Origin of the sequence: Microbulbifer sp. SH-1 (genome assembly GCF_011326135.1) — a bacterium.
GTDB lineage: Bacteria > Pseudomonadota > Gammaproteobacteria > Pseudomonadales > Cellvibrionaceae > Microbulbifer > Microbulbifer harenosus.
Genome location: NZ_CP046948.1, coordinates 3,376,726 through 3,391,233, shown reverse-complemented (window position 1 = coordinate 3,391,233; position 14,508 = coordinate 3,376,726). Strand labels below are relative to the sequence as shown.

The window sequence follows — 14,508 nt, the reverse complement described above, 5'->3', positions numbered from 1 at the left end:
TTCGCCTGCAAGCAGGCTCCTACGGGAGAGTAGGAACTTACTTGCCGGCGGCCTTGCGGATTGCCTGCATGGTGCGCAGGCGCGCTTCGGCTTCGGCCAGTTGCGCGGAAACGCGGGCATAGTCGATGTCCGCCGGGGCGCTGCGCAGGGCGTGTTCCGCCTCTTCGCGCGCCTTGCGTGCCGCTTCCTCGTCGATTTCGCGCTCGGCGGTATCGGCGAGAACAGTCACCACGTTCGGCTGGATTTCGACATAACCACCGCTCAGGAAGTAAACCTCTTCCTCGCCGCCATCTTTGATGATGCGGACCGGGCCCGGCTTGAGGGCAGTAAGCAGGGGAGCGTGGCCATAGGTAATACCTATCTCACCCTCTACGCCGCTCACAACCACCATCTTCACCAGTCCGGAGAAGAGGGATTCCTCTGCGCTAACAATGTCGCAATGTACAGTCATAGCCATAAGGCTACCTCACATTCAGCTGTTTGTGATGGTACCACCGCAAATCTACTACGCGGCTGCCTGGCGGCGTCCGGCGGTGCTCGACAGCTCATGTATTCATATACACTCCGCTGCCTGCGCTCCGGCGGCCACCACCAGTCAGCCGCTCGCTACGATTTTCAGTAGTACCATTGGGAGCCTCTATAAAAAGAGACTCACACCCACTCGGCCTTACTTCTTGTTGGCTTTCTCGACGGCTTCGTCGATGGTGCCGACCATGTAGAAGGCCTGTTCCGGCATGTGGTCGTAGTCGCCATTCAGGATGCCCTGGAAACCGCGGATGGTTTCTTTCAGGGACACGTATTTGCCCGGTGCGCCGGTAAATACTTCGGCTACGTGGAACGGCTGGGACAGGAAACGCTCGATCTTACGCGCGCGCGCTACGATCTGCTTGTCTTCCTCAGACAGTTCGTCCATACCCAGAATCGCGATGATGTCCTTCAGCTCTTTGTAGCGCTGCAGAACAGACTGTACGCCGCGGGCGGTCTCGTAGTGCTCCTGACCGATCACCAGCGGATCCAGCTGGCGGGAGGTGGAGTCGAGCGGGTCAACAGCCGGGTAGATACCCTTGGCGGCGATGTCGCGGCTCAGTACTACGGTGGAGTCCAGGTGCGCGAAGGTGGTCGCGGGGGACGGGTCGGTCAAGTCATCCGCCGGTACGTATACCGCCTGGATGGAGGTGATGGAGCCGGTCTTGGTGGAGGTAATACGCTCCTGCAGAACGCCCATCTCTTCCGCCAGGGTCGGCTGGTAACCTACCGCAGACGGCATACGGCCGAGCAGTGCGGATACTTCGGTACCGGCCAGGGTGTAACGGTAGATGTTGTCGACGAACAGCAGTACGTCACGGCCTTCATCACGGAATTTTTCCGCCATGGTCAGACCGGTCAGGGCCACGCGCAGACGGTTGCCGGGCGGCTCGTTCATCTGGCCGTAGACCATCGCTACCTTGGACTTGGAGAACTCTTCGACGTTTACAACGCCGGCTTCCTGCATCTCGTGGTAAAAGTCGTTACCTTCACGGGTACGCTCACCCACACCCGCGAACACGGACAGACCGCTGTGCTCGGTGGCGATGTTGTTGATGAGCTCCATCATGTTTACGGTTTTACCTACACCGGCACCACCGAACAGGCCCACTTTACCGCCCTTGGCGAACGGACATACCAGGTCGATTACCTTGATGCCGGTCTCCAGCAGCTCGGTGGAGCTTGCCTGATCTTCATAGGTTGGCGCAGCGCGGTGAATGGAGGCGCGCTCTTTTTCACCGATGGGGCCACACTCGTCGATGGGGTTGCCCAGTACGTCCATGATACGACCCAGGGTCTCTGTGCCCACCGGTACGGAAACCGGAGCGCCGGTGTTGGTTACCGCGAGACCGCGGCGCACACCTTCGGAAGAACCCATGGCAATCGCGCGAACCACGCCATCGCCCAGCTGTTGCTGCACTTCCATGGTGAGGTTCTTTTCCTCACACACGAGTGCATCGTATACGTTCGGTACGGCATTACGCGGGAATTCCACGTCGATGACCGCGCCGATAACTTGCACAATTTGCCCGTTACTCATTTCCCGATCCTCAAATTTCAAATCTTTACTCGGCCGCCTCAGACCGCCGCGGCGCCGCCAACAATTTCAGACAGCTCCTGGGTAATCGCTGCCTGGCGGGCCTTGTTGTAAACCAGCTGCAGTGCGTCGATCAGCTCACCGGCATTGTCGGTGGCGCTCTTCATCGCAATCATGCGTGCAGCCTGTTCACACGCCTTGTTCTCTACTACCGCCTGGTACACCTGGGAACGGATGTAGCTCACCAGAAGGCCATCGAGCAGCTCGACCGCTTCGGGTTCGTACAGGTAATCCCACTGGTGTTGCTGCTCGTCTTCTTCCTTCTGCAGCGGCAGCAGTTGTCGGATTTGCGGCTTCTGGGTCATGGTGTTCACGAATTCGTTGGACACCAGATAGAGACGGTCGATTTCACCGGCGGCGAGACGGTCGATCATCACCTTGATGGGACCGCGCAGCTGCGCTTCTTCTGGGGCATCGCCCACATCCCGCAAGGCGGCGACGACGTTGCCACCGATGTTTTTGAAAAAGCTGACCGCCTTGTTGCCGATCGCGCAGATGTCTACGCCGACGCCCTGTTTGCTCCAGGACTGCATATCGCGGATGGCCGCCTTGAACACGTTGATGTTCAGGCCGCCACACAGACCGCGGTCGGTGGAGACCAGGATGTAACCCACGCGCTTGACTTCACGCTCCTGCAGGTAGACATGCTGGTATTCCGCCGAGGCATTGGCCACATGGCCAAGCACCGCGCGGATGCGGCTTGCGTAAGGGCGCCCCAGTGCCATGCGATCCTGAGCCTTGCGCATCTTGCTCGCCGCAACCATTTCCATGGCCGAGGTGATCTTCTGCGTGCTCTTGATGCTGGCAATTTTTGTGCGTACTTCTTTTCCGCCTGCCATAGTCAGTTACCTTTTGCCGGAAGTTTCCTGTAGGAGCGAGCCTGCTCGCGAATGTTCGCCTGCAGGCAGGCTCCTACGTGCGGTATTTACCAGCTACCGGTAGCGACGAACTTCTCGATCGCGGCCTTGAAGGCGCTGTCGATTTCGTCGTTGTAGTTACCGGTGCTGTTCACTTGCGCCATCAGCTCTGCGTGCTCGCTGTTCATGTAAGCGTGCAGGGCGGATTCGAAGTCCAGTACCTTGTTGACTTCCACGTTCTTCAGGAAACCTTTGTCGGCAGCGTAAACGGAAACCGCCATCTCGCCGATGGACAGCGGAGAGTACTGCTTCTGCTTCATCAGCTCGGTTACGCGCTGGCCGTGGTCCAACTGGGCTTTGGTGGCCTCGTCCAGGTCGGATGCGAACTGGGAGAAGGCCGCGAGCTCGCGGTACTGGGCCAGAGCGGTACGGATACCACCGGACAGTTTCTTGATGATCTTGGTCTGCGCGGCACCACCTACGCGGGATACGGAGATACCCGGGTTGATGGCGGGGCGGACACCGGCGTTGAACAGGTCGGTTTCCAGGAAGATCTGACCGTCGGTAATGGAAATTACGTTGGTCGGAACGAATGCGGAAACGTCACCCGCCTGGGTTTCGATGATCGGCAGCGCGGTCAGGGAGCCGGTTTTGCCTTTCACTTCGCCGTTGGTGAACTTCTCTACGTAGTCGGCGTTAACGCGCGCAGCGCGCTCCAGCAGACGGGAGTGCAAGTAGAAAACGTCACCGGGGTAAGCTTCACGGCCCGGAGGACGCTTCAGCAGCAGGGAGATCTGACGGTAGGCCCAGGCCTGCTTGGTCAGGTCATCGTAAATGATCAGGGCATCTTCACCGCGGTCGCGGAAGTACTCGCCCATGGTGCAGCCGACGTAGGGCGCCAGGAACTGCATCGCCGCCGGGTCAGCAGCACCGGCCGCAACCACAATGGTGTGGTCCATAGCGCCGTGCTCTTCCAGCTTGCGTACAACGTTGGCGATAGAAGACTGCTTCTGGCCTACGGCAACGTAGATACACTTAATGCCAGTGCCTTTCTGGTTGATGATCGCATCGATCGCAACCGCGGTCTTACCGATCTGACGGTCGCCGATGATCAGCTCGCGCTGGCCGCGACCAATCGGGATCATGGTGTCGATCGCTTTCAGACCGGTCTGCACCGGCTGATCAACGGACTGACGGGCGATTACGCCGGGAGCCACTTTCTCAACCGCGTCGGTCAGCTTGTTGTTCAGCGGACCTTTGCCGTCGATCGGGTTGCCCAGCGCGTCCACCACGCGGCCCAGCAGTTCCGGACCGACCGGCGCTTCCAGGATGCGGCCGGTGCAACGGCACTTCTGGCCTTCCACCAGGGACTTGTAGTCACCCAGTACAACAGCACCAACGGAATCGCGCTCCAGGTTCAGCGCCATACCGGTGACGCCGCCCTCGAATTCGATCATCTCACCGTACATCACGTCGGCCAGGCCGTGGATGCGGATGATACCGTCGGATACGGAAACGATAGTGCCCTCGTTCTGGGCTTCGGTGCTCACATCGAGATTGTCGATGCGGCTCTTGATGATTTCACTGATCTCGGAGGGATTCAGTTGCTGCATGCTCTGTTCCTCGAATCCCCGGCGGGCGCCGCCTGCCGGGAAGGTAATTTAGGAGTTCATCGCCTCGGCGAGTTTGGCCAGTCGGCCGCGCACGGTACCGTCGATCACCGTGTCGCCAGCGCGAATGATCGCGCCGCCCAGCAGGTTTTCATCCACCGCGCTGTGCAGGTGCACCTCGCGGGAAAACTTCTTGCTGAGAGCTTGGGTGAGGCGCTGGGCCTGCTCTTCACTGAGGGCGCGGGCGGAGAGTACTTCCACTTCGAGAGTGGACTCCGCATCTGCTTTCAGGGCTTCGAACAGGTTGGAAATTTCCGGCAGCAGCGCCATGCGGTGGTTTTCCGCCAGCAGCTTGATGAAATTCTGCTGCGACGCATTGAAGTCGCCGCATACCGCCAGGAATTTTTCCGCGCGCGCGTCACTGGTCAGCTGGGGATCATCCAGCAGTTCGCCGATCTTTTCGTTCTGGCTGACCGCGGCCGCGGTTGCCAGCGCAGCGCTCCAACCGGACAGGTCGGAGGCTTGTTGCGCATGGACAAACGCCGCTTTCGCGTAGGGCCGGGCCAGGGTGCTGAGTTCCGCCATGGGTTCCTCGCTTACAGCTCGGCTGCCAGTTTCTCAATCATGTCATCGTGCACTTTGGCATCGATGTTGACCGAAAGGATTTTCTCGGCACCGGCAACAGACAGGGCGGCAACACGGGAGCGAAGCTGTTCTTTCGCGCGGTTGACTTCCTGTTCGATCTCAGCCTGTGCAGCGGCTTTCAGGCGATCGCCCTCAGCGCGCGCAGCCTGTTTGGCTTCCTCAACGATCTGGTTGGCGCGCTTGTTGGCACCATCCAGGATCTCGGCAGCCTGGGCTTTGGCTTCTTTCAGTTGCTCGGCGGCTTTGCGTTGGGCCAGTTCCAGGTCTTTACCCGCACGCTCGGCTTCCTGCAGGCCGGTGGCAATTTTCTGCTCACGCTCCTGCATAACACCTATCAGGGCCGGCCAGACAAATTTCCAGCAGAACCACACAAAGGCGAGAAAGGTGATCGACTGGCCGATCAGAGTCAGGTTGATATTCACACCGACACCTCTTGCTCTTTCAAAAAAGGGTTAAAGGGCAATTGGAACGGGGAATTAACCAGCCAGACCAGGAGCTACCGCGAAAATCAGGTACATGGCGATACCAACACCGATCATCGGAACGGCGTCGAGCAGACCGGCCATCAGGAACATTTTGCCCTGCAGAGCGGGGGCCTGTTCCGGCTGACGTGCAGAACCTTCCAGCAGTTTGCCACCCAGGGTGCCGAAACCGATAGCAGTACCCAGTGCGCCCAGACCGATCAGCAGTGCAGCAGCTACGTATACCAGACCTAATGCTTCCATTGTTTTCTCCAAAAGTAAGTTGAGAGTTGTTGAAGTTGAAAGTGAATGAAAAAGTTAAAGTACCAACGAAATCGTTTTGCCCCACGGGCCGGGCACAACCTTACTGGTCGTGCTCGTGCTCCTCTTCCCGGTTATGTGCCATGGCCATGTACACAGTGGTCAGCACCATGAACACAAACGCCTGCAGGGTGATCACCAGGATGTGGAAAATGGCCCAGCCCATCTGCAGCAGTGCGGCACCGATAAAGCCCAGAGCGCCTACGCCAAACACAATGGCGATCAGGATAAAGATCATTTCACCGGCGTAGAGGTTGCCGAACAGACGCAGACCGAGGGAAACCGGCTTGGCAATCAGGGATACCGCTTCCAGCAGGAAGTTGAACGGGATCAGGAAAATATCCACATACCATTTGCCGGAGTGGAAGGGGTGCAGGGTCAGTTCTTTCACAAACCCAATAATTCCCTTTTCTTTGATGCTGAAAAAGATCATCAGGGCAAATACCGCCAATGCCATCCCCAGGGTGGCGTTGAGGTCGGTGGTGGGTACCACCTTGAAGAAGAAGTGATCGTTACCGGCCATCTTCGCCGCGGCCATCGGCAACCAGTCCACCGGAATCAGGTCCATCAGGTTCATCAGGAATACCCACACGAAAATGGTCAGCGCCATCGGGGCGACCATACGGTTGGTGTGGGGGAAGGTTTCACGCACCAGCTTATCGATGAACTCTGTTACCAGCTCAACGAAGCTCTGGAAGCCAGAAGGCACGCCGACCGTGGCTTTCTTGGCCGCGCGGGCAAACAGGAAACAAAACAGGAGACCGAGCGCAATGGACCACCCGAGGGTATCCAGGTGCACCGCCCAGAAGCCCATATCCGCAGCTTCCTGGCTGCTGTGGGCGATGGTCCAGGTGGATTCGGTCAGTACGGTCCCGTCGGTACGGGTGTAGCCCGCGGGAAGTTTACCGTACGCAAGATTTTGCAGGTGGTGCTGGATATAACCCGTCGCGGTTTGTTCGGCAGCCATAGTTCCTCAACACGTTCTAAGATAAAAAACTTTTTCGGGAATCCCTGCCTGCGCTGGCAATCAATACACTTGCCCTTATCTCGACGCAGTCACTCTTTATCGGGGTTCCTGGGCCTGCTGCTACTTCGCTGCATGCAGCCGGGCCACGAGAATCCATTGCAAAATCACACACAAGCCGTAGCTGACAAACAACACCGCGGGGTTCAGCGGTTTGACGGTGGCGAACACCGCCGCAAATCCCGTCAGGGTCAGCACAAACTTGCCGGTTTCGGCGCGGTAGAAGCTGGCTACCGCGCGCTGGCTTGCGCGCGCCCCTCGCAGCTGGCGGCGACCTCTCAGCAGATCACTTCCTTTTCCCAGCAGTTCGAATGCGCGCAGGCCAAAATACAGGTTCGGCAGCACGCAAAGCAGGCCGCCGAGCAGAGCGGAGAGGGCGACCACTCGCCTCAGAGTCAGTTCGAGCGCGAGCGCAACCAGCAATACTACAGACAGCTGGATCAGCGAAATCTTGACTACCGGGGGATTACGCATAGGCGGGTTCTGGGCCGGCCGGATCTTGTTCTCCGCCCAAATTTTGGGCGTGCGAATTATGTCGGAACGGGGCCGCCGATTCAACTGGCAAATCCCGTCAGATGGTGTGGCGTTCGCGGTCTTTTACTGCAGAAAATCGCGATAGTGAGCACATACTTACAAAGATGATTTTCTGCTAGCGATAACAATTGAGGCGCCGTAGTGGCGCCTCAATTTGGTGCAAGACATTGCTGGCAAGCGACAGGTTTATTGCTAAACCATTGCAGCCGTAGCGCTTGCCAGCGGTCCGACTCAGTCTTCGCTGTAGCCGAGGTGAGCGAGGATTCCGTCCAGCTCGTCGAGGCTGGTGTACTTCAACACCAGTTTCCCCGCCCCTTTTTCACCGTGGTCGATGGAAACCGGAACCCCGATTTTCTCAGCAAGTCGCTCCGTGAGACGGCGGATGTTCGGATCGATTTCCGGTTTTTTCGCTTTCGGCTTGCCAGCGTTTTCCTGGAAATGACGCACCAGGGCTTCGGTCTGGCGCACGGTCAGGCCGCGATCGACCACCGTGCGCGCCGCCTCGCGCTGCTCATCGCCGGCCAGCCCCAACAGGGCCTTGGCGTGGCCGGTCTCGATATCGCCGCGCTCGAGGAAGGTCCGCACTTCGTCGGTGAGTGTGAGCAGGCGCATAAGGTTAGTGACCGCCGTGCGGGACTTGCCGACCGCTTCCGCCACCTGCTGTTGGGTGAGCTCGAACTCGTCCTGCAACCGTTTGAGCGCTACGGCCTCTTCAACCGGGTTCAGGTCTTCGCGCTGGATGTTCTCGATCAGCGCCATGGCAATGGCGGCTTCGTCGGAGACATCGCGGATCAGCGCCGGGACCTTGTCCAGCTCCGCCAATTGCGCGGCGCGCCAGCGACGCTCGCCGGCGATGATCTCGTATTTGTGTTCACCGATCGGGCGTACCACGATCGGCTGCATGATGCCCTGGGCGCGGATCGAATCCGCCAGCTCCTGCAGGGATTCCTGCGGGAAGTCGCGGCGCGGCTGGTAGCGGCCGCGCTGCAGGAATTCAATCGGCAGTTCTTTCAGCTCCCCGTCCACGCGCGCGACGATATCGCCCTGGCGCTCGCCGGTGGCGACGGCAATGGCCTCGCTGACGTTGTTGCTGATCAGGTGGGAAAGTCCTTTCCCGAGGCCTTTGCGTTTAGCGGCCATAAGTCTCTTACCTCAGTCTTAAACCGCTTCCGCTACCGGGCGGGGGCCACTGTTGTGATTGTCGTGGCTGTGATGGTTTTGCTTGGCCGCACTTTCGCGGCGGGTGATCTCGCCGGCCAGGGCGAGGTAGGCGATAGCGCCCTTGGAGCTGCGGTCGTAGTCCAGCGCCGGCTTGCCAAAGCTCGGGGCCTCCGCCAGGCGCACGTTGCGGGGAATGCAGGTGCGGTAGAGGCGGTCGCCGAAGTATTCGTTCAGCTGATCCGACACATCGCCGGTGAGGCTGTTGCGCGGGTCGTACATGGTGCGCAGGATACCCTCGATCTTGAGGTCGGGATTGGCGGCGCGCTGGATCTGGGTAATGGTGTCGATCAGCGCCGAAAGGCCCTCCAGCGCGTAGTACTCGCACTGCATCGGGATCAGCACACCGCCGGCGGCGCACAGGGCATTGACCGTGAGCATGTTCAGGGACGGCGGGCAGTCGATGATGATGTAGTCGTAGTCGTCGCTGATCTCTGCCAGTGCCTGGCGCAGACGGGACTCGCGACCGTCCATTTCCAACAGTTCCACCTCGGCGGCAGTCAGGTCGATGTTCGCCGGCATCAGGTCGTAGCCGCTGGCCGTGGGGACTATGGCCTTGCGCGGCGGCAGCAGGCTGGCGAGCACATCGTAACTGGAGAGCTGCAGGTCGCTCTTGTCGACACCGCTGCCCATGGTGGCGTTGCCCTGGGGATCGAGGTCGATCAGCAGCACCCGCCGCTTGTTGGCGACAAGGGAGGCCGAGAGGTTGACGCAGGTGGTGGTTTTGCCAACACCGCCTTTCTGGTTCGCTACCGCAAAAATCTTGCTCAAGGTTCAGGTCCTGTTATTCCCGCCGGCGCAGTGTTCTCTGCCCGTCCGGGCTCGCCGCTAGGCCGGGGGCACCGGAAGACGCGGCAGCTAAGCGCACTGGCGAATATCCGCCGTTGCGCTGGTATTGAATTCACATTCTGTTTCGATGGCGCCCGGCGGTGCATTCCGGGAATTCCCGCCGGTGTCGGCCGGCTCACTCCGCGCGGCAGAGGACGATCAGGTGGCGCTCTGCAACGCAGCCCGGCACATGCAGGGTGTGCAGTTGGTCGACCTTAATCTCTTTTGGCAATGCACTCAACTCATCTTCCGGGATCTTGCCTTTCATCGCATAGAACCTGCCACCGGGAGCAAGTAAATGCTCACTTCCAGCAATCATGTCCTGCAGAGAGGCAAAGGCGCGGGAGACGACACCGGCATAGCGCTGTTCGGGCCGGTAGTCCTCGACACGCTGGTTGACGACATTGACGTTGGCGAGCTTCAGCTGGCTGGCCACCTGGAACTGGAAGCGGGATTTTTTGCCGTTGCTGTCCAGCAGGCTGATCGGTCGCAGCGGGTGCACGATGGCCAGCGGAATACCCGGCAGACCCCCACCGGAACCGACGTCGATCAGCGGGGACTGGTCGTCGGCGCTGGTGCCGCAGAGGTTCACCACACTCAGGCTGTCGATGATGTGGCGCTCCAGCATCTCCGCCGGGTCGCGCACGGCCGAGAGGTTGTAGGCGGCATTCCAGCGCGCGAACAGGTCCAGGTAGTCCAGCAGTCTGTCCTGCTGTTCCTTCGTCAGATTCAGGCCTAGCTGTTCGGCGGCTTGGTTCAGGCGGGGGCGGAAATGTTCCATTGGGTTTTGTGTTTCCCAAGCCCGGTGGTCCGGCTTCGTAGTTGCTTCTGTGGCGGCCCAGCTGCCGGTAATGGTTTCCGAGACACGCCGTGAACCCATCCATGGGGGCTCTTCCGCGAGGTCCCTCTCGCGGAAGGTCTCGGAAACCATTACCGGCATCTGAGCCTTCAGTTCAAATTTCAGTGGTCTGCCGCTGGCTCAGACTGCCTTCTTGCGAGTCAGCAATCCGCGCTTTTTCAGCTGAATCAGCAACAGAGATACCGCCGCGGGGGTCACCCCTGGTACGCGGCCGGCGCGGGCCAGGGTATCCGGGCGCGCGTCGGACAGTTTCTGGATCACCTCGTTGGAGAGCCCGGAAACCGCTGCGTAGTCGAAATCGACCGGCAGGGGAGTGTCTTCGTAGGCCTGCAGGCGTTCGATTTCGTCGCGCTGACGGTCGATGTAACCGGCGTATTTGGCGGAAATTTCCACCTGCTCGGCAACCTGTTCGTCGCTGACGGGTTCGCCCTTGAGGTTCGCCACATCCTGGTATTCCAGCTCTGGGCGTTTCAACAGGTCCATCAGGCTGTACTCGCGCGCCAGCGCCTGCGGCAATTTCTGCTCCACGATCTTGGCGGCATCGGTGCCGGGCTGCACCCAGGTGTCTTTCAACCGCTGGGTTTCGCGCTCAATGGACTCGCGCTTCTCGCTGAAAGCCGCCCAGCGCACGTCGTCCACCAGGCCCAGCTCGCGGCCCTTTTCAGTCAGGCGCAGGTCCGCATTGTCTTCCCGCAGCAGCAGGCGGTATTCCGCGCGGCTGGTAAACATGCGGTAGGGCTCCTTGGTGCCACTGGTGATCAGGTCATCCACCAGCACGCCCAGGTAGGCCTCGTCGCGGCGGGGCGACCAGGCGTCTTTGTCCTGCGCCTTGAGCGCGGCGTTGGCACCCGCCAGCAACCCCTGGGCCGCGGCCTCCTCGTAACCGGTGGTGCCGTTGATCTGGCCGGCGAAAAACAGCCCGGCAATGAATTTGGTTTCCAGGGACGGCAGCAGATCCCTCGGGTCGAAGAAATCGTACTCGATGGCGTAGCCCGGACGGGTGATATGGGCGTTTTCGAACCCCTTGATGGAGCGCACCAGATTCATCTGCACGTCGAACGGCAGGCTGGTGGAGATGCCGTTGGGGTAGAGCTCGTGGGTGCTGAGCCCTTCTGGCTCGATAAAGATCTGATGGCTGTTCTTGTCCGCGAAGCGGTGCACCTTGTCCTCGATGGACGGGCAGTAGCGCGGACCGATGCCCTCGATCACCCCGGAGTACATCGGTGAGCGGTCGAGGCCGCCGCGAATGATGTCGTGGGTGGATTCGTTGGTGTGGGTGATCCAGCAACACACTTGACGCGGGTGCTGGGCGCGGCTGCCAAGGTAAGACATCACCGGAATCGGCTCGTCGCCCCACTGCTCCTCGAGGCCGGAGAAGTCCACCGAGCGCGCGTCGATGCGCGGCGGGGTACCGGTCTTCAGGCGCTCCACGCGGAAGGGCAGCGCGCGCAGGCGCTGGGCGAGGGCAACGGAAGGGGGATCGCCAGCGCGACCGCCGGAGTGGTTTTCCAGGCCGATATGAATGCGGCCGCCGAGAAAGGTGCCCGCGGTGATCACCACGGTCTTGCCGCGGAAGCGAATGCCGGCGTTGGTCACCACACCGGATACGCGGTCATTTTCGACAATCAGGTCGTCCGCGGCCTGCTGGAAGATATCCAGGTTGGGCTGGTTCTCGAGAATGTTGCGGATCGCCGCCTTGTACAGGGCGCGGTCGGCCTGGGCGCGGGTGGCGCGCACCGCGGGGCCTTTGCGGGCATTCAGCACCCGGAACTGGATACCGCCGAGATCGGTGGCCGTGGCCATGGCGCCGCCGAGGGCATCCACTTCCTTCACCAGGTGACTCTTGCCAATACCGCCAATGGCCGGATTGCACGACATCTGCCCGAGCGTCTCGATGTTGTGGGTCAACAGCAGGGTACGGCTCCCCATGCGCGCCGCCGCCAGACACGCCTCGGTGCCGGCGTGCCCGCCGCCAATCACGATCACGTCATATTGTGTGGGGTATTCCATACGCTACGCTCTGAAAAATTCCGCTGTGAGACCAGAGTGGTTCACCTGGTACAAGGTAATCGGTTGCCGTGTGACGGAGTGGCCAGCATCAAACGCTAGTCCTCGGGATACCCAGTCACTTGAAAATCCGGGCGCACATTATAGGCACCTTGTGCTGTGCAAAAAAGCGGCACCGCAAAATTTCGCTTTTCGTCTTTCTTCTCTTACTAATGAATTAACTTATACATACCTATGTATATGTATGTTTTGTATTTGATGTTGTTATTAGAGGCAGGCTTTTTCGGTATAAGTATAAAAAAATTATATTTTTCAATCACTTGCGTCGATGATAAGCAGGGCCTGAACCCCTGCTTTTACACAGGGGCAAGTGCGGTAGGGCGCTGTGGACGGACGGGATAACTTTCGCCCCCTGTCGCCGCAGCCAGAGTTATCCCCTTTTTCTCCTGCAGTTTACCCGCCAGTTTTCCCGTCATTGGTCCACAGGCCATCGTTTTGCCCACGATTCCAGATCTCCCTGTGCATGATTCTGTGAATTGCTGGGGTAATTTGCTGTGGGAGTGATGTTAGCCAACCTGAGATGTGGATAACCCTGTGCGTGAATGTGCGCAACTCTTGTGTGCTTGATGGGGGAGTCCTGTGGCCGTTTATCTGGAGCTGTGCGGTACCTGACCTGTTCGCCGGGCGGCAAGGGCTACTTTCTGGGTGGTTAGAGTTTGCCGGCGCAGCGGGTAGAATGCGCGCCCAATGGCATTTTGTGACTTTATTGCCTTTCTTTTGTTTGTGTCGGAGCTGGCGTGGTGCCACAGTCCGTCTCAGCGATCTGCCGGGGACAAGCGATGTCGACAGTCAATGGCGGTGTGCCGCAAACCAGAAGCTGGGTTCTGTTTACCGCTCTGTTTCTAATGGCGGGGTGCCTTAGGGCACCGGTAACCGGTGTGGGACCGGTGCTGGGGATGCTGCAGTCGGATCTGGGGCTGAGATCGTCTACCGCCGGGCTGTTGGTCACACTGCCGCTGCTGATGTTCAGCCTGGGATCTCTGTTTGCCGCAAAACTGGCGCGCCGCTGGGGCCTCAACAGCGTCATTTCCGTTGCTCTGCTGGTGATTGCCTGCGGTATTCTGCTGCGCTCCGCGGGCAGTATTTCCTTGTTGTTTTTGGGAACCGGGGTGATCGGTATCGGCATCGCGGTTGGCAATGTGCTTCTGCCCAGCCTGATCAAAGCGGATTTTCCGGCGCGTGTGGCGCCTGCGACCAGCCTCAGCGGCATTGCGATGAGCGTGGTGGGGGCGTTGGTGTCGGTATCCGTGGTGCCGCTGTCGCTCCAGTTCGGCTGGCAGGTCGGGCTCGCAGCCGTAGTACTGTTTCCGCTGTGTGCGCTTGCCATTTGGAGATTGCGCGCGCCATCCGCCACCGCCAGCGGACCCGCGGAGCGCAGCGGCGGACGCCTGTGGTGTTCACCACTGGCGTGGCAGATCACCCTGTACCTCGGTTTCAACTCATTGATGTTCTATTCCATGGCGAGCTGGCTGCCGGAAATTCTCGGCGATGCGGGATTTTCTGCGGCGGTGGCCGGCACCCTGCACGGCGAGATGCAATTGGCCTCGGCGTTGCCCGGGTTGTTTTTGGGACCGCTGATGGCGCGCGTTCGCAATCAGAAGCCGGTGGCGGTGGTCATGGCGCTGTTCATGGGGGCGTCGCTGCTGGGGTTGATCTTGTTTCCGGCATGGGCGGTGGCGTGGGTTGCACTGTTTGGCTTCGGCTCCACCGGCTGCTTTCTGCTGGCAATCATGTTCATGGCATTTCGAACCCACAGCCCGGTGCAGGCGGCGGCGCTTTCCGGCATGGCGCAGTTTCTCGGCTACCTGCTCGCGGCGTGTGGACCCGCGTTGTGGGGGAGCCTGCACGAGTGGGGGGAGGGTTGGGATCTGCCACTGTTGGCGGGGGTGGGAGTTACCCTGCTGATGGCGATCTTCGGCGCCATGTCCGCGCGGGATCGAAAAATCGCGGCGTAGTGCCGTG

General features: G+C 59.9%; 14 protein-coding genes. 1 reads left to right on the top strand and 13 read right to left on the bottom strand.

Annotated elements, in window-relative coordinates:
• Positions 1-37: 37 nt before the first annotated feature.
• From GNX18_RS13910 to mnmG, 13 genes are all read right to left on the bottom strand, one after another.
• Positions 38-457 (bottom strand): F0F1 ATP synthase subunit epsilon, encoded by a 420-nt coding sequence (locus tag GNX18_RS13910; RefSeq protein WP_138236733.1) that lies wholly within the window; start codon positions 455-457, stop codon positions 38-40.
• A gap of 210 nt (positions 458-667) precedes the next feature.
• Positions 668-2,065: a F0F1 ATP synthase subunit beta gene (gene atpD, locus GNX18_RS13905; RefSeq protein WP_138236732.1), complete on the bottom strand. Its 1,398-nt coding sequence runs from the start codon at positions 2,063-2,065 to the stop codon at positions 668-670.
• A 38-nt stretch (positions 2,066-2,103) separates the two neighbouring features.
• Positions 2,104-2,961 (bottom strand): F0F1 ATP synthase subunit gamma, encoded by an 858-nt coding sequence (gene atpG, locus GNX18_RS13900; RefSeq protein WP_138236731.1) that lies wholly within the window; start codon positions 2,959-2,961, stop codon positions 2,104-2,106.
• Between the two features lie 86 nt (positions 2,962-3,047).
• A complete protein-coding gene (gene atpA, locus GNX18_RS13895; protein ID WP_138236730.1) occupies positions 3,048-4,592 on the bottom strand; it encodes a F0F1 ATP synthase subunit alpha in 1,545 nt (514 codons plus the stop codon).
• Between the two features lie 48 nt (positions 4,593-4,640).
• Positions 4,641-5,174, bottom strand: coding sequence for a F0F1 ATP synthase subunit delta (locus GNX18_RS13890; protein WP_138236729.1), 534 nt, complete (start codon positions 5,172-5,174; stop codon positions 4,641-4,643).
• An 11-nt stretch (positions 5,175-5,185) separates the two neighbouring features.
• On the bottom strand, positions 5,186-5,656 hold the full coding sequence (locus tag GNX18_RS13885; protein WP_138236728.1) for a F0F1 ATP synthase subunit B: 471 nt from the start codon (positions 5,654-5,656) through the stop codon (positions 5,186-5,188).
• A gap of 54 nt (positions 5,657-5,710) precedes the next feature.
• The gene (atpE, locus tag GNX18_RS13880; RefSeq protein WP_010131056.1) at positions 5,711-5,959 is read right to left on the bottom strand and encodes a F0F1 ATP synthase subunit C; all 249 of its coding nucleotides are present in this window, start codon (positions 5,957-5,959) and stop codon (positions 5,711-5,713) included.
• Positions 5,960-6,059: 100 nt separating this feature from the next.
• A complete protein-coding gene (atpB, locus tag GNX18_RS13875; RefSeq protein ID WP_166218843.1) occupies positions 6,060-6,983 on the bottom strand; it encodes a F0F1 ATP synthase subunit A in 924 nt (307 codons plus the stop codon).
• Between the two features lie 120 nt (positions 6,984-7,103).
• Positions 7,104-7,514, bottom strand: a complete 411-nt coding sequence (locus tag GNX18_RS13870; RefSeq protein WP_166218841.1) for an ATP synthase subunit I — start codon at positions 7,512-7,514, stop codon at positions 7,104-7,106.
• A 291-nt stretch (positions 7,515-7,805) separates the two neighbouring features.
• Positions 7,806-8,714, bottom strand: a complete 909-nt coding sequence (locus GNX18_RS13865) for a ParB/RepB/Spo0J family partition protein (protein ID WP_138236725.1) — start codon at positions 8,712-8,714, stop codon at positions 7,806-7,808.
• Between the two features lie 18 nt (positions 8,715-8,732).
• A complete protein-coding gene (locus tag GNX18_RS13860) occupies positions 8,733-9,563 on the bottom strand; it encodes a ParA family protein (protein ID WP_138236724.1) in 831 nt (276 codons plus the stop codon).
• Between the two features lie 193 nt (positions 9,564-9,756).
• The gene (gene rsmG, locus GNX18_RS13855; protein ID WP_166218839.1) at positions 9,757-10,401 is read right to left on the bottom strand and encodes a 16S rRNA (guanine(527)-N(7))-methyltransferase RsmG; all 645 of its coding nucleotides are present in this window, start codon (positions 10,399-10,401) and stop codon (positions 9,757-9,759) included.
• A gap of 198 nt (positions 10,402-10,599) precedes the next feature.
• The gene (mnmG, locus tag GNX18_RS13850) at positions 10,600-12,489 is read right to left on the bottom strand and encodes a tRNA uridine-5-carboxymethylaminomethyl(34) synthesis enzyme MnmG (protein WP_166218837.1); all 1,890 of its coding nucleotides are present in this window, start codon (positions 12,487-12,489) and stop codon (positions 10,600-10,602) included.
• 836 nt (positions 12,490-13,325) lie between these two features.
• Between mnmG and GNX18_RS13845 the strand changes: the two genes are divergently transcribed.
• Positions 13,326-14,501, top strand: coding sequence for an MFS transporter (locus tag GNX18_RS13845; RefSeq protein ID WP_166218835.1), 1,176 nt, complete (start codon positions 13,326-13,328; stop codon positions 14,499-14,501).
• Positions 14,502-14,508 lie beyond the last annotated feature (7 nt).

Bases quoted from the DNA above. Each gene is read 5' to 3' on its own strand.
- GNX18_RS13910 (WP_138236733.1), bottom strand. From the start codon at position 457: ATGGCTATGACTGTACATTGCGACATTGTTAGCGCAGAGGAATCCCTC.
- atpD (WP_138236732.1), bottom strand. From the start codon at position 2,065: ATGAGTAACGGGCAAATTGTGCAAGTTATCGGCGCGGTCATCGACGTG.
- atpG (WP_138236731.1), bottom strand. From the start codon at position 2,961: ATGGCAGGCGGAAAAGAAGTACGCACAAAAATTGCCAGCATCAAGAGC.
- atpA (WP_138236730.1), bottom strand. From the start codon at position 4,592: ATGCAGCAACTGAATCCCTCCGAGATCAGTGAAATCATCAAGAGCCGC.
- GNX18_RS13890 (WP_138236729.1), bottom strand. From the start codon at position 5,174: ATGGCGGAACTCAGCACCCTGGCCCGGCCCTACGCGAAAGCGGCGTTT.
- atpE (WP_010131056.1), bottom strand. From the start codon at position 5,959: ATGGAAGCATTAGGTCTGGTATACGTAGCTGCTGCACTGCTGATCGGT.
- atpB (WP_166218843.1), bottom strand. From the start codon at position 6,983: ATGGCTGCCGAACAAACCGCGACGGGTTATATCCAGCACCACCTGCAA.
- GNX18_RS13870 (WP_166218841.1), bottom strand. From the start codon at position 7,514: ATGCGTAATCCCCCGGTAGTCAAGATTTCGCTGATCCAGCTGTCTGTA.
- GNX18_RS13865 (WP_138236725.1), bottom strand. From the start codon at position 8,714: ATGGCCGCTAAACGCAAAGGCCTCGGGAAAGGACTTTCCCACCTGATC.
- rsmG (WP_166218839.1), bottom strand. From the start codon at position 10,401: ATGGAACATTTCCGCCCCCGCCTGAACCAAGCCGCCGAACAGCTAGGC.
- mnmG (WP_166218837.1), bottom strand. From the start codon at position 12,489: ATGGAATACCCCACACAATATGACGTGATCGTGATTGGCGGCGGGCAC.
- GNX18_RS13845 (WP_166218835.1), top strand. From the start codon at position 13,326: ATGTCGACAGTCAATGGCGGTGTGCCGCAAACCAGAAGCTGGGTTCTG.